Source organism: Serratia sp. KG1D (assembly GCF_037150675.1).
Taxonomy (GTDB): Bacteria; Pseudomonadota; Gammaproteobacteria; order Enterobacterales; family Enterobacteriaceae; genus Serratia; species Serratia nematodiphila.
The window spans coordinates 35,408-48,723 of record NZ_JBAGIH010000008.1 but is presented as its reverse complement, the minus strand read 5'-3'; the positions used below and the strand labels follow the sequence as shown (position 1 = coordinate 48,723).

General features: G+C 54.9%; 19 protein-coding genes and 1 pseudogene. 19 read left to right on the top strand and 1 reads right to left on the bottom strand.

The genetic code is table 11. The features are described 5' to 3' along the window. Positions 1–301 precede the first annotated feature (301 nt). The 18 genes and pseudogenes from WFM45_RS23975 (at position 302) to WFM45_RS23885 (ending at position 11,977) form a co-directional block, all read left to right on the top strand. Positions 302–994 carry a DNA methylase gene (locus tag WFM45_RS23975; protein WP_022650030.1) on the top strand — a complete coding sequence of 231 codons (693 nt, stop codon included), beginning with the start codon at positions 302–304 and terminating at the stop codon, positions 992–994. Next, positions 991–1,212 carry a hypothetical protein gene (locus tag WFM45_RS23970; RefSeq protein ID WP_022650029.1) on the top strand — a complete coding sequence of 74 codons (222 nt, stop codon included), beginning with the start codon at positions 991–993 and terminating at the stop codon, positions 1,210–1,212. Before WFM45_RS23975 ends, WFM45_RS23970 begins: the two co-directional genes overlap by 4 nt. A 55-nt stretch (positions 1,213–1,267) precedes the next feature. Further along, complete coding sequence (locus WFM45_RS23965) at positions 1,268–1,690, top strand: DUF1380 family protein (protein WP_336957516.1); 423 nt, start codon at positions 1,268–1,270, stop codon at positions 1,688–1,690. 362 nt (positions 1,691–2,052) lie between these two features. Continuing rightward, positions 2,053–2,832, top strand: a complete 780-nt coding sequence (locus WFM45_RS23960) for a hypothetical protein (protein ID WP_022650027.1) — start codon at positions 2,053–2,055, stop codon at positions 2,830–2,832. Positions 2,833–3,222: 390 nt separating this feature from the next. Then, positions 3,223–3,723 (top strand): antirestriction protein ArdA, encoded by a 501-nt coding sequence (locus WFM45_RS23955; RefSeq protein WP_336957514.1) that lies wholly within the window; start codon positions 3,223–3,225, stop codon positions 3,721–3,723. A 42-nt stretch (positions 3,724–3,765) separates the two neighbouring features. After that, positions 3,766–3,957 carry a hypothetical protein gene (locus WFM45_RS23950; protein ID WP_022650025.1) on the top strand — a complete coding sequence of 64 codons (192 nt, stop codon included), beginning with the start codon at positions 3,766–3,768 and terminating at the stop codon, positions 3,955–3,957. Between the two features lie 162 nt (positions 3,958–4,119). Then, on the top strand, positions 4,120–4,374 hold the full coding sequence (locus tag WFM45_RS23945; RefSeq protein ID WP_022650024.1) for a DNA polymerase III subunit theta: 255 nt from the start codon (positions 4,120–4,122) through the stop codon (positions 4,372–4,374). Positions 4,375–5,071: 697 nt separating this feature from the next. Beyond that, positions 5,072–5,317 (top strand): DUF905 family protein, encoded by a 246-nt coding sequence (locus tag WFM45_RS23935; protein ID WP_032623592.1) that lies wholly within the window; start codon positions 5,072–5,074, stop codon positions 5,315–5,317. Positions 5,318–5,385: 68 nt separating this feature from the next. After that, positions 5,386–7,371 (top strand): ParB/RepB/Spo0J family partition protein, encoded by a 1,986-nt coding sequence (locus WFM45_RS23930; protein ID WP_285934772.1) that lies wholly within the window; start codon positions 5,386–5,388, stop codon positions 7,369–7,371. Between the two features lie 42 nt (positions 7,372–7,413). Further along, the gene (psiB, locus tag WFM45_RS23925) at positions 7,414–7,836 is read left to right on the top strand and encodes a conjugation system SOS inhibitor PsiB (protein WP_022650021.1); all 423 of its coding nucleotides are present in this window, start codon (positions 7,414–7,416) and stop codon (positions 7,834–7,836) included. Then, positions 7,836–8,567 (top strand): plasmid SOS inhibition protein A, encoded by a 732-nt coding sequence (locus WFM45_RS23920; protein WP_194514673.1) that lies wholly within the window; start codon positions 7,836–7,838, stop codon positions 8,565–8,567. The genes psiB and WFM45_RS23920 overlap by 1 nt, the downstream gene beginning before the upstream one ends. Then, complete coding sequence (locus tag WFM45_RS23915) at positions 8,558–8,788, top strand: hypothetical protein (protein ID WP_022650019.1); 231 nt, start codon at positions 8,558–8,560, stop codon at positions 8,786–8,788. The genes WFM45_RS23920 and WFM45_RS23915 overlap by 10 nt, the downstream gene beginning before the upstream one ends. A gap of 190 nt (positions 8,789–8,978) precedes the next feature. Then, positions 8,979–9,128: pseudogene (locus tag WFM45_RS23910) on the top strand (DUF5431 family protein); the annotation flags it as partial. Beyond that, positions 9,076–9,198, top strand: coding sequence for a type I toxin-antitoxin system Hok family toxin (locus WFM45_RS23905; protein ID WP_176483648.1), 123 nt, complete (start codon positions 9,076–9,078; stop codon positions 9,196–9,198). The pseudogene WFM45_RS23910 and the gene WFM45_RS23905, both read left to right, overlap by 53 nt. Before the next feature lie 879 nt (positions 9,199–10,077). Continuing rightward, positions 10,078–10,350: a hypothetical protein gene (locus WFM45_RS23900; RefSeq protein ID WP_022650017.1), complete on the top strand. Its 273-nt coding sequence runs from the start codon at positions 10,078–10,080 to the stop codon at positions 10,348–10,350. Positions 10,351–10,395: 45 nt separating this feature from the next. After that, the gene (locus WFM45_RS23895) at positions 10,396–10,755 is read left to right on the top strand and encodes a hypothetical protein (protein WP_022650016.1); all 360 of its coding nucleotides are present in this window, start codon (positions 10,396–10,398) and stop codon (positions 10,753–10,755) included. An 87-nt stretch (positions 10,756–10,842) separates the two neighbouring features. Further along, entirely contained in the window at positions 10,843–11,106 is a 264-nt protein-coding gene (locus WFM45_RS23890; protein ID WP_022650015.1) for a hypothetical protein, read from the top strand. A gap of 40 nt (positions 11,107–11,146) precedes the next feature. Then, positions 11,147–11,977 (top strand): N-6 DNA methylase, encoded by an 831-nt coding sequence (locus WFM45_RS23885; protein WP_336957504.1) that lies wholly within the window; start codon positions 11,147–11,149, stop codon positions 11,975–11,977. An 18-nt stretch (positions 11,978–11,995) separates the two neighbouring features. Here the strand turns inward: WFM45_RS23885 and WFM45_RS23880 are convergent, their stop codons facing one another. Beyond that, positions 11,996–12,223 carry an XRE family transcriptional regulator gene (locus tag WFM45_RS23880; RefSeq protein WP_369798832.1) on the bottom strand — a complete coding sequence of 76 codons (228 nt, stop codon included), beginning with the start codon at positions 12,221–12,223 and terminating at the stop codon, positions 11,996–11,998. A gap of 784 nt (positions 12,224–13,007) precedes the next feature. On the opposite strand from WFM45_RS23880, the gene WFM45_RS23875 reads away from it, so the two are divergent. Then, the gene (locus WFM45_RS23875) at positions 13,008–13,250 is read left to right on the top strand and encodes a hypothetical protein (protein ID WP_022650012.1); all 243 of its coding nucleotides are present in this window, start codon (positions 13,008–13,010) and stop codon (positions 13,248–13,250) included. The last annotated feature ends 66 nt before the right edge of the window (positions 13,251–13,316 follow it).

Here is a 13,316-nt window from a genome sequence, read left to right as displayed (position 1 = left end):
GTCATACACGGGAGGCTACTTCAGCTACCAGAATCAGTACCAAAGGATGTCGGTGCCCTCCGCCTTTCTGCCGCCAGCCGGCGGCGTGTTCAACGCCGTGCCTTCACGCTAACCCGGCCGCTGCGGTCGCAAGGGTTCACGTTGTCTCCGTCCTCACCCGTTCGCACCTTTCACGGAGCATTCAGCCCGTGAAAGGCTTGCGCTGCGGCTTGCGGCGTCGCCCCTGCGCCCTCCGCTCAGAGCCGGGTTTTTGTGGCGGCACGGCGCAACAGGGTGCCGCATATCAGAGAGGAGTGTGTCTATGTCCCGTTATATCCTGGGTGACTGCGTGCAGGTGATGTCCCGTTTTCCGGCACGTGCCGTTGATTTTATTCTTACCGATCCCCCGTATCTGGTTGGCTTTAAGGACCGTACCGGTCGCACTCTGGCCGGGGACAATTCGTCGGAATGGCTTCAGCCAGCGTGCCACGAAATGTACCGCGTACTCAAAAACGACAGTCTGATGGTGAGCTTTTACGCATGGAACCGCGCAGATCTGTTTCTCAATGCGTGGAAATCGGCCGGGTTCCGCGTTGTTGGCCATATCGTTTTTGCGAAGAGTTATGCCTCCAAATCAACGTTCGTGGGCTACACCCATGAGAACGCTTACCTGCTCGCGAAGGGGCGACCGCAAACCCCGGACCGCCCCATCCCGGACGTGATCCCCTGGAAATACACGGGCAACAGACACCATCCGACGGAGAAGCCGGTGCAGAGCCTGCGGCCACTGATTGAATCGCTCACGCGTCCGGGGGCCATTGTCCTTGACCCGTTCGCCGGTAGCGGCTCCACCTGCGTGGCCGCCGCCGAAGCCAGCCGCCGCTATATCGGGATCGAGATGCTTGAGCAGTACCACGCCGCCGGCGTTCGCCGTCTGGCACAGGTTGAACGGGCGAGAAGGATGCCGGCGGCCAATGACGGTACGTTTTACCCTGATTATCCGGAGGCGGCATGAACTACCCGGGCCTTGAATCCCTGCGCGCGGACGTGGCCGAGCTCAGCAATGCCATGTGTGACGTGCGGATGCTGCTGAACCGCCTCGAATCTCAGCACCGGCACGACGCGGCAACGCTGGCTGAACGTATGGCCGCCCAGACCCTGCGCCGGATCAACACCCTGCTTCTGGAAGCCTACCGCGAAGCCCTAGTGCTGGACGAAACCTTTCAGGGCTGACTGACCCTGCCGGGCTGATGCCCGGCCTGTAACCACTTACGAAAGAGATAAAAAAATGTACGGAACCCGCAAAGAACTTTGTGTACAGCTTGAAACCATGTTCACGTCTGACGAACCCCTGGTCCTGCTGGTCTGGACGGAAGAGGGGATTAGCGTGGCCTGCCGTGAAACCCAGCCAGAACCGGACGAGGCTGAAATCCGGGCGGTGATGAAGGCGCTTGGTGAAATGAAAATGACGCAATACCGCCAGGAGGGGGTAAATAATCTGACTGTCAGCGATCTCCTGACCCATCAGCGGGAAGCGGCAAACCGTCAGGTGAGTGTACCGGCAGCTTTACTTGCACGCGTCCTGCGCGACTATGAGTGTGAGCTGGAGCATCGCGCCGGAATGGCCTGGGAGGCCGGGCGGCCTGAACCCGATTCCGTAAAGGAAGCAAGGAATGACGTCTACGCACTGAAAGACGCGCAGGTAGCCTGAGAACGGCCGGGGGAGCGTCCCCGGCAACCGGTGACAATTCACAGCGAAAGAGGATGTCGTTAACTCCGCTTTTTATGCCGCGCTGGCGCGGCGGATGTGAGCGCCGTGCCTTCACTTTAGCCCGAACGCTGCAAATGCAAGGGTTCGCTCCGCCGCCATCCTCGCCCGGTCGCAGTGATTTAATGCTTCATGCCGTTCTTCCCGTCGTTCTCCCGCTCAATATTCGCGGGAGAACCGTCCAGACCGTCATCGCTGTTTATCTGCGCTGCGGCCTCCGGTGTCGCCCCTGCATTTTCCGCTCGATGTCGGGCTGTCGTGTCGGCACGGCGAAGACGTCGCCGCATTCAGAAGAGGAGAATATCATGACCATTGCTTACCGCTTTATGCACCGTCATACCCGAAACACGCTCGTAGCCCGCGGCTGGCCAGCCAACATGGATATCGATACAAGCCTGAATTACTCCAGAGGAGAAGGCGTTGCGTTCTATGGCCAGCTCGATGCTTTACAGTTGCAGCGTCTGTTACCTGAGATTGCACTGCGTGGTTTGATGTCCGATCAGGCAATGAAGGTGCTGCTGTCATTACTGGCAGGAAGTGAACTGATTGTCCGCCTTTATCGTAATTCGCTGGGGCATCGTAAGGCTCATGCCGGAACCATTTCGCTTGAATATGATAATTGCCCTGAGGCTATGTCCACGAAACATATCCTCTGTCTGCTGAAAGCCCTGCGTGACGAGATTAACCACGTCTGTAGCTGCGTGGCATCCGCCGGATACCGCCTGATGGAAGCCTTGCGCCCCGCCGCTGAACCGCTGGTATTTACCCGCCGAACCCGTAATTTCCTCCTGACAGTAACGGAAGTGGAGCAGGTGCAGGATGATGCGCAGTGGGATAATGAGACGCTCGACGCGCGTCTTAAAGCGGTACTCGACGGGAAGGAAACCTTTCGCCGTCTGCAAATCCGTCTGGAATGCAATGGCCGTACAGTCGGGCAGACCCACGTGCCTTATGCCCTTCGTCACCCTGACAGCCCATCCCGCGACTGGTTTGACAGACACTGGCTGCGGGATGTGGTCAGCAGCGCACGAACCGAGATTGACGCGATGATGAAATCCTTCTCCGGCATCCGGATTGCCGCCTGATTTTGGGCGGGGCAATGCGCCCCGCCTTATTGCGAAAAGGATGTCGCACGCTCCGCTTTACCGGCGCCCCCTCCACGATGTTACGGGGACGCAGGTGAAAACGTCCGTGCGGTCTGCGGCTAACGCCGTGCCTTCACTTTAGCCCGATCGCTTCAGATGCAAGGGTTCGCTCCGCCGCCATCCTCGCCCGGTCGCAGATTTTTACGCCTGATGCCGTTCTTCCCGTCGTTCTCCCGCTCAATATTCGCGGGAGAACCGTCCAGACCGTCATCGCTGTTTATCTGCGCTGCGGCCTCCGGTGTCGCCCCTGCATCTTCCGCTCGAAGTCGGGCTGTCGTATCGGCACGGCGTAAGCCGGAACTCAGACGACACAGACACTGGAGGAGTTTTATGAACACTACCACCCCGGCGATTTATGTAGGTACATACCACAAATACAACTGCGGTAGCCTCTACGGTAAATGGTTTGACCTCACCGACTTTGATGATAAAGCAGAGTTTCTGGAAGCCTGCAACGAGCTGCACGCCAATGAATCCGACCCGGAACTCATGTTCCAGGACTGGGAAGGGATCCCGTCAGCATTTGCATCCGAATCTTCCGTTGACTGGAATTTCATTGAAGCCTACAAGCGCGCAGTAGAAGACGGTATGGATGCTGCATTTATTGCCTGGGTGGAATACTCCGGAGAGTGTGATTATGACGCCTTCGAGGATGCTTATTGCGGAGAAGCTGAGAGCGAAGAGGGCTACGCCTGGACTATGGCAGAAGAGTGCGGCCTTCTCAATGACATTCCGGAATCGCTGCGTTGCTATTTCGATATGGGAGCCTGGGCGCGGGATTTGTTCCTGGATGGTCTGGTATTTCTGGATGGCTACGTGTTCAACGGTTGATGTCAGAGGCGGGGCAGGACCCCGCCACAAAGGAGAATAAAAATGAAACTTGATCCACAGACCCGTGACATCCTGCGTCAGTACAAAAATATTATTAACGCCCGTCGACGTGAAAATGGTCAACGGGAATTAAGAACGGAGCAGGTGATCGACGAAATATGCTATTACATGACCTGCCAGCGTGCGGTGTATATCGGCGGTCATTTCATTTTGCAGGGTGGAAAAGGTAACTGATAACCTGGCAGGCGGTATCATCCGCCTGTTAGCCCGCGCGAAAAACCTTGGCAGGCTTTGCCTGCCGGCGGTTGTTACCGCGCCTGCGGCGCAGTTACAAACCGCCCCGGCAGAAAAAGTCAGCAACGATCTCGTTGCAGGCGCGTGAAAGAGAGGAAAAACATGAGCGAATTTAATCTTTCGGTACGTTCAAAAGAGGATCAGGACAGGATCGCCGTAGACCTGGCCGCGTCAGGTGTGGCATTTAAAGAGCGGCTAAATCAGCCAGTGGTGCCGGAAATTGTGGCACGAGAGGTGCCCGAAGAGCTTCGCGAATATTTTCTGGAAAGGTTGCGCCATTACCGCCAGCTTAGCCAGCAGTTGCCGAAAGCCAGCGATCCACAATATTCCGAAATGGCCGAGGCAAATAAAAAGTAATTTTTTCAGTAAGATATGCTGTGAATCAAACTCATTGCCTTTGTTGCAGTGGGCGTCCGGGCGGGCTGTCATGCTTCGCACAGAGCCAGCAAAGCTGTCTCTGCCCGGCCCCTGCGGGGCAGCGGGTGTCCATCCCATGACGCAACCCCCATCGCTTGCAGCAGCCGTTCCGGCTGCGCCGCTCAGTCGCGCCGTTTCCTGCGCTCCCTGCATCACGCCGTAAATACCCCGTCGTGATGTAGGGGGCAATGTCGTTTCGCCGCGCGCGGCTTCCCGTCATTGCGGCGTGTCCCTGCCCATTCCATCCGGTCCTTTTACACCCCTTTGAGTCCCTCCTCCGGGTGCTGAGACCGCCACAGTCCTCGTGGCTGTCCAGGGTGAATGCTGACGCACGGCCACCAAAACTTTTTGCAGGCAAAAACTTTTTGCGTCCGCCCCGGACATCTGCCTCGGCCGGTGTCGTTTACGCACCTGCGGCGAAGGTTCTCAAACGGGTGATGTTTTATCCCCCGGGAAAGTTCAGCAGGTTCCCGCGAAACGTCAAAACCGCGGCTCCCGTAACTCAACGGGTGATGGGTTTTAAAACCAGCCACTTTTTTAAAGGAAGTATTCAGTGGGAAAAACATTACAGGAATTTCTGAATCAGCCAGTGCTGCTGCGCGAACCCACCGCCGAAGAAAACGAACTGGCGGCTCTATTGAATGGCAGTACTGTCACTGCACCCGTGGTGCTGCCTCAGGGGCCGTTTACCCGTGAAGAGGCGACCGCTCTGGTGGCGCAGTACACCAACGTCAGTATTGAGAACGATCAGGGTACTTATTTTCAGCTTGTTGTGCGGGGTGAAGAAGGGTTTTTGACGAAGTGCGCGTGGAACTTTGAGAACGACGTGGGGGCATTGCTTAACCGCGCTCTTGCCAGTTACAGAGCCAGAAAACAGCAGTAAGAAGGGGCCCTGTCGGAGCTGTCACTCCGCAGGGCAAGACAATCATTAATACTGAGAGGTACTAAATCATGACAGTTGCAGATGTTAAATCAAAAGCACCAAAAAAAACCAGTAAGAATAAAACTGCCGGAAACGAGGCGCTGAAAACAGCCCTCGATGCGGCAGTCATTGAGTATGTTCCGCTGACCGATCTCATTAAATCACCGCTGAACGTACGCACGATTCCCTACACCACCGAGAGCGTTAAGCGACTGGCTAACTCCATTGAAAGCCTCGGACTGCTTCACAATCTGGTTGTCCATGCCCTGCCCGAGGGAAAATACGGTGTGGCAGCAGGTGGTCGGCGTCTGACTGCGCTGACGCTCATGTCTGAAATGGGGCGTATCAAACCAGATTATCAGGTTCCGGTTAAACGTGTCAGCGACGAGCTTGCTGTTGAGGCTTCTTACGCCGAGAACAACGAGCTTGAAACCATGCACCCTGCCGAGCAGATCACAGCGTTTGGTACACTGGCGGCGCAGGGAAAAACTCCCGCGCAGATTGGTGAGGTGCTTGGGTACGGTTCCCGCCACGTCCAGCGCATGCTCAAACTTGCCAGTCTTGCCCCGTCACTGCTTGCACTTCTGGCAGAAGGTCAGCTTGATGTTGAACAGTGTCAGGTGTTGTGTCTTGAAAGCGATCCTGAGCGTCAGGTTGCTGTTTACGAAAGCGTAAAGGAGGAATGGGGACGCACTACCGTAAACGCACTTAAAAATCGTATTACGGAAAGTGAAATTTCTGTCTCGCATCCACGTTTCGCATTTATCGGGCGGGAAGTTTATGAAGCCGCAGGCGGAATTGTCCGTGAAGATCTGTTCAGTGAGCAGGAAGGGGACGGAACAGTAGACAGTCTGCTTGTTGAACGTCTGGTACTGGAAAAACTTGAATTGATCGCTCAGGAAATCCATCAAAAAGAGGGCTGGATGTGGGGTACCGGACGTCTGGCTGCAATTAACCTTTACGGACCTGACGGAAAGGACTACCGCATTCTGCCGGAGCCAGATGCAATCTACAGCGAAGATGACAGCCGCCGTATCGATGAACTGTCCGACAAATTTAACGCTCTGGATCCTGACAGTGATGAAGCCGAGGCCATTAGCAGCGAAATATCCCTCATTGAACATGCCGCTGAGCTTCGTGGGTGGACAGAAGATCTGAAAGCAAAATCAGGCGTGGTGGTGAGCTACATGCACGGTGCGCTTCGTATTCAGCGTGGTATATGCCGCATGTCTGATTTACCTGACCATGACAGTAACGGAGAGGATTCCGCGCAGTCTCCTGCCGTGACTCATATGCATCGACCTGATGCAGCAGAAGGGATCAGCATCCCGCTGCTCACCAAAATGTCATCCGAGCGCACTCTGGCGGTACAGGCCGCGCTAATGCAGCAACCTGAAAAGGCTGTGGCGCTTATGGTCTGGCGTATGTGTACCTGCGTTTTTGCTGGATGTGTGACCACGCCGCATCCGTTCCGTATCAACCTGACCGTTTCTCACAGCAGCCTCACTGAGAACGCCCCATCCGGTAAAGAAGGCGCAGCGTTTGAAGCCCTGATGACCGAAAAAGAGCGCCTGAAAACCCTGCTGCCAGCAGGATGGGAGAAGGACTTCACGACCTTCTTCGCCCTGAACGGAGAGGTACTGATGTCATTGCTGGCCTTCTGTGCGGCTTGTTCCGTAGATGGTGTACAGACGCGTGATAATGGACACACATCACGTAGCCCTCTCGATACGGTTGAGGCCGCGATAGGTTTTCACCTTCGCGACTGGTGGCAGCCTACAAAAGAGAACTACTTCGGTAGCCTGAAACATTCACAGATAGTCACTTCACTTAAAGATGCAGGTCTGACTGGTGCCGCTGCTGACGCAGAAAAAATGAAGAAAGGCGACGCGGCAGTGCATGCGGAGTTCTTTATGAAGCAGAACCGTTGGGTTCCTGCATGGTTACAGTCACCGCAGCCTGATGCAAAAGACAGCACCGATACCGACACTGACAACGCGGCAATTGCCGCCTGATAAGGATAGCCGCCCTACGGGGCGGCAATAAGGAGATATCTGATGAATATGCCAAACTTTAAGCTTTCCTCCATGATCGGTGAAGATTTCGAAACCTGCCGCGCCGCTGGTTACTCCTACCGCCGTGAGATGACACACGCTGTTATGGGGGCACTGAGTGCGCCTGAAAACTGGGATGTTAACGGGGAGTATCGTAGCGAGTTCGGGGGCTTATTTCCCGTGCAGATCCGTTTTTCGCCCACTCATGGCCGATTTGAAGTGGTTCTGTGTAGTCCTGGTGAGTTTAGTCAGGACTGGATCATGCTGTTGGTCTGGAGAAAAGGGCAGGAAGTATCCTGTATCCGCTCATGCCCACAATTTGACGCTGCTGTGATAAACCATGTGCTGAGCCTGACCAGCAGGCTGGACAGTGATGGATACTCAATATTCGATATTCTCTCAACGCTGCGCATGGAGGTGGCCTGATGATCCCTCGTCACCTTTCTCTTGTCACGCAACTGCCGGAGCGTGAGGCAGCGTTACGAGCCATTATTGCCGTAGAAGAGGGGGGCGGGCGGTACGGAAGCCGACACCCGCAGCCGTATCCCTATTCCAGAGCATTTTTCCGGTTCCTGACTGGTAGCAGTAAAATTAGTGGAAAGGCGATCAACCAGGTGCGCGGGGCGTACTGGCTGAAGGGCGATAAAATTTCTCTGGCCCGATATGAAGAGGCGTTTGACATACTGATCAGTAGCCGCGGTCGCCTGTGTTACCCTCCGCTCGGTACCGACATGGTGCAGAACCTGTTTCCGGAGCAGGCGTTCAGCATCAGAGAGCGCCACACGCAGCGGGAAGTGCGCGAGGATAATCTTTATTCCCGTCAGGAATCACGGCGACACCGTGAAAAGGAAGAGAAGTACCAGAACCGCGTGGGGCAGGCTGAAATCGACCTGGCATTTCAGACACCGGAGACACTGCGTGCATGGTATGAGTTCTGGTCCCAGCAGGATATACGGGACTATGACATCCAGCGAATGTTGTGGGCGTGGACGGAACGCAGCCCCTCGTTGTCTCATCTGGTGAAGGCTTACTACGACCGTGCGCAAGACATTGTTCTCGATGTACATGATGTGGCGGGATCCTCAACACCGGCGGAGAAAGAGCTGGAGCGCTGGATGGTACCGAACAAAATCACGCTGAGGTCTATATGGCCGTGAGAAACAATCCGTGGAAAACGGAGCTGAAGGTTGCCCGCAGCCAGCGCAATAAACTTCGGACTATGTCGGAAAAGCTGAAAGAGATGTGCTATGAGTGGGACGGATTAAGCGGCTGGCTGGAGACTGAAAGTGAGCGACTCGCAGAAAGCATTGATCAGCATCTTGAGGCGCTCGACGAACAGATACATAACTGGTCCACAGGCAGAAGTGATCCTGAGTAAATCAGGTAAAGGTCAGGATTTATCCAGTAATCAGACTGTTATTCCTGGGCAGAATCGGCTCGTCGGGATATAATGGCGATGGCGCTTGAGGCTTTTTGCCTCATGACGTGAAGGTGGTTTGTTGCCGTGTTGTGTGGCAGAAAGCAGAAAGCCCCGTAGTTAATTTTCATTAACCCACGAGGCCCCCTGTATGTCTGATCAACAACAGTATGGCCTCTTACCGTGCTTAATGCAAGGAGGAGTAAACCATGAAACTGCCGCGAAGTACCGTTATCTGGTGCGTACTCATAGTGTGTCTCACACTGCTGATATTCACTTACCTGACGCGAAAATCGCTTTGCGAAATTCGCCTGAGGGACGGACAACGGGAGGTCGCTGCAATTCTGGCTTACGAATCCAACGGTAAGTAGCAACCTGGAGGCGGGGGAAACCCCGCCTTTTCAGGGCTGAGTTGGTTTGACATGCCTGAAGCGCCTTTATGAAGGGGTTGCCGGTTCGCCGGTAGCCCCTTTTTCCATCCCGACGCGACCGCACGCCTGAACTTCCGGGACGGACCGTACCCCTGCGGGGTTCGGGGGAAGCGGGGCGCGCCTCCGGCGCTGCCCCTCTGCTCCCTCTGGTTTGTCCTCGCTCAATCAATCAATTCCTGGCTGCTGTTAATTCACGCTGTTGCGATTAGTCTGCTGAAGCTGTGCTTCAGAAAGGACTTTTCCGAGTGCCTCATCCTGTCTGTTTTGATCGATATCCTGCTGGTTAGTTCTCTTCGCTGCAGTTCCGTGATGGGCAGAGCCAGAAAGACGGGCAGGGCAATGGCCACCTTCGGCTCCTGGCCCGCGTGGCGGTCCAGTCGTCGAGCCCCACTCCGCCAGGCAGCTGCTTACGCACCAGCCAGTCTCCGCCGAACCCGCAAGCGGTTTCGGGCTATCGCTAGGGTCTGATGGCAAAGGTCAACAACTGCGGCTTCTCCGGCCGTACCGTCCGGAACGCCTTCACCGCGCCGGCGAAGCCGTCGCTCTAATGGCGACACGCCGTTCCGACGTGTCGGGTGTGTGCACTCCTGTTCACCCGCGTGAGTCCATCCCCCGTGTGTCCTCACGCGGAGGGCTGGTCGTAGCACCGTCAGGACGTCATCCAAAGGGTTAAATGAACGCCGCCAAAACTTTTTGCAAGGGACTGCAAAAACTTTTGTCTGCGCCCTTTTCCTGCCGCCCCGCCGTCGCTCCTTTGCCCTTTGCCGCGAGAGAACTCACCAGGGAGATGGGCAACCATCACCACAGGAGAAAACCAGGATGCACACACGAAACGTCAACGTCAAAACCGCCGCTCAAGAATCTTCCAGGAAGATGGAGGAAGAACAAAACCCTGTTTCTGTCGCGAAGGAGTGGGTGGCTCAGGCCACTGCGCTGAAAGAGGGCGTCACTGTCACCGTGTCCGATGTGTCCCGATACGGCGATGTGCAGGTGGAGATCCGCACCAACGGAACGCTTAACTGGCGCGCCTGGTCGTTTCAACCTGATTTTCTTTTTGAACTGAAACGCAACCTGCAATACGTACAGCTGTAACCCCACGCCGGATATCCGGCATGTACTGCTAAAAGGAGATAAACCATGCATTTACACACGACTGATTCTTTCGCTTCTCTTGATTCCAGCGCCAGCGCCGAATCGGAAATGGCCTACTGGCTGAGCCGTGAAAAGTCCGCACTGATCGCCCCCGTGGAAATCGATGTGAACAAATTCCACGATGCGGCAGGAATGCACCCACCGATGATCAACTGGCGTTGTGACACCGCGCAGGACACTGAAACCTTCATGCTGGCAGAGATGATCTGTATGAACGTGACGGACATTTTTGTCCGTATTGGAAAGCGTTATTTCCGCGTACGTGATTACAGCAACCTGAATCACGCCGATATCGTGGCGAAGGTGAAAGCAGCATTCAGCCCTGAGAGCCAGAGCCAGAAATGAAAAAAGCAGGCTTACACCTGCTCCATCCACGCCGGATTTGAGCGATTCCAACGAAAAAATCCGGCTTTCACTAAAAGGAACAAACCCATGCAATTCAGTGAAGTTTCGATTGTTACACCAACCGCCCTCTATGTCCAGATGCAGGAGGCTCAAAACGCGCCCGTGAAAAAGCAGGTGCGTATCAAACGCGGTGAAATCGCCTGCAATGCCCTCAGTCCGGAAATGCGGGCACTGGGGCGTCATATTGCGCACTGCCGGAAAAAGGGGCGATCCGTACGTATTCCCGCCATGCGCGGGAGCGAGTGGGGTCATGTGCTGCGCACGCTTGAACTGAGCCGCGCCTGTAACTGACAACAACGCCGCCCCTGACGGGGCGGCAGGAGAAAAAAACATGACCCAGATTAGCTTTGCCGATTTCTTCAATGAGACAAAAAGGCGCGGAGCCGCCCGCTCTGTCGTGCAGACGGCTCCGGCTGTCCAGTCAGAGCAAGTCCCCCCGCGTCTTATCAGCATCGACACTGCGCGTAAGCAGTTTATCAGTCTGTTTAACCAGACTGCCCGCCACCTTCACCGCTGGGATGTATTCAGCGATTTTGTCAGACTTGCCGCGAGCGAACTGGATATTGCGCGGGTGAGAACGCCAGAGAGCGCGGAAAACTGCCGGAAGATCTGCGCGCGATACGATGCGGACGATATCCGCAATTTTCATGAGTTGTTCCGTCTGATGGTTTGCGCGCTGGAGGCTAAATTCCATGACTTCATCGGCTCAATTTTTATGGAGCTTGAGCTGGGGTCGGGAGGTATGGGGCAATATTTTACCCCCTATTCTGTCCAGTCAATGATGGCCAGAATGCTGGTTTCCGGCATCAAAGAGACGGTCACGCGGGAGGGTATCGCGACGATAAGCGATCCGGCCTGCGGTTCGGCAGGAATGATTATTGCCTATGCTGAATGTCTGCTTGAGGCTGATATCAATCCGTCCGCGCACCTGTTCGCCAGTTGCATCGATATTGATCCGGTTGCTGCCGATATGGCATTTATCCAGTTGTCTCTTTTGGGGATTGCGGCGGAGGTGGTGACAGGGAACACGCTCACGATGCAGTTCAATCGTGTACGGTATACGCCTGTTTACTATCTCAACGACTTTGAAGCGAAGCTGAACACTCAGCGCAGACTTAAAGCCATGATGGACTTTATGTGCGATTTATCGAAAGCCGCCTGATACGGGCAGGGGAGGTGCTCAGCGCCTCCCGATGAGTCCAGCTGCTCCGGTTAGAGTCTGGATCATGGTAATTATCTTTTCTTTGGTGTTTTTCCGGTGTCCGAAGGAAGGAACAGCAGCAGCGATAGAAAGTGTTACGGTTGCCAGCTCTACTACCCGCGATACCTTTTCCGACTTCTCGTAAACTTTCCATGTTCGCAGGCTGACTCCAAGCTCTTCGGCCGCCCTGTCACTGCTCCAGTTCATACCTTTTCGCCATAAACGAAGTTCGTAACCCGTCATTTTCTGATACCTAAATAAGTGCAGATTCTGCACTTATTTTAGTGTTTTTTTTGTGGGAAAGTATATATGAATAAAGTGCAGATTCTGCACTTTTATTGATTTTTTTTTGTGGATTAATGTGATGCTAAATGACGACGAAAAGCATGTTGTCAGGACTGACATCTGGGTACCTTCGGCTCCCCGTCGCTGCCGGGTCGTCGCCTGCACTTCGCGTGGTGGCCGTACGCCCACCGCGCTACGCGGAGCCGCACGCGTCTCCGTCCTGACGGATAGCAAGCGATACCTGAACCCATCCCGCTTGCAGCTGCCGTTCCGGCAGCGCCGCTCCCACTGACCGCCACGGCGGCCGCAAGGGAACGCCGGATTAACCGGCGCCTTCTGCCTTCCTGTCCGTTTCTGCCGTGAAAGCCTTTCATTACTTATGCACTCTGACAGAGCGCCTCTGTTCAGCAAGGGACGCTGACGCTTTCCGTCCAGATTTTTTCTCGCAGGCTCCAAATAATCTGTCCTTCACCCCTGCTTTCCATCGTCACCCTGTCAGGGCATTAGCGTAATGAAGGCATTTCCCTCATTGCAAGAAAACGGAAAAGGACGACGGCAGAAAAGGCCGGATGGCCTGCAAGATTTGCGTCGTAAGACGCGCAGGATATTGCCGGAAGACTGGCAATAAAAAAGCAGGGCGGGTGCCCTGCCTGTTTACACGGGCTGCTGTAACAGCTCGTTATCACAATGACTCTGAGGAGGCACTATGAAAGACCAGTTCATCGTCGCATGTCGCGAATACTTTGTAAAGGAGCGGGTTAAAACCCGTCATCCACGGAAAATCCGCGAAACGTTGAAACCAGACGCTATCGCGCCACATCTGAAACAACTGGGGACATCACTTGTCCGTTGCGGGCGTATTCATAAACCGATCCATATTCCAGCACTTAACGGGGCTGAATGGGATCACGTCCTGAGTACACTTGAGCTTTCCCGCGCGTACGCCTGATAACCACCGCTCTGCAACGGGGCGGTAATTTAATAACACAGTGCCGGAGTATTATCCGGCACATTT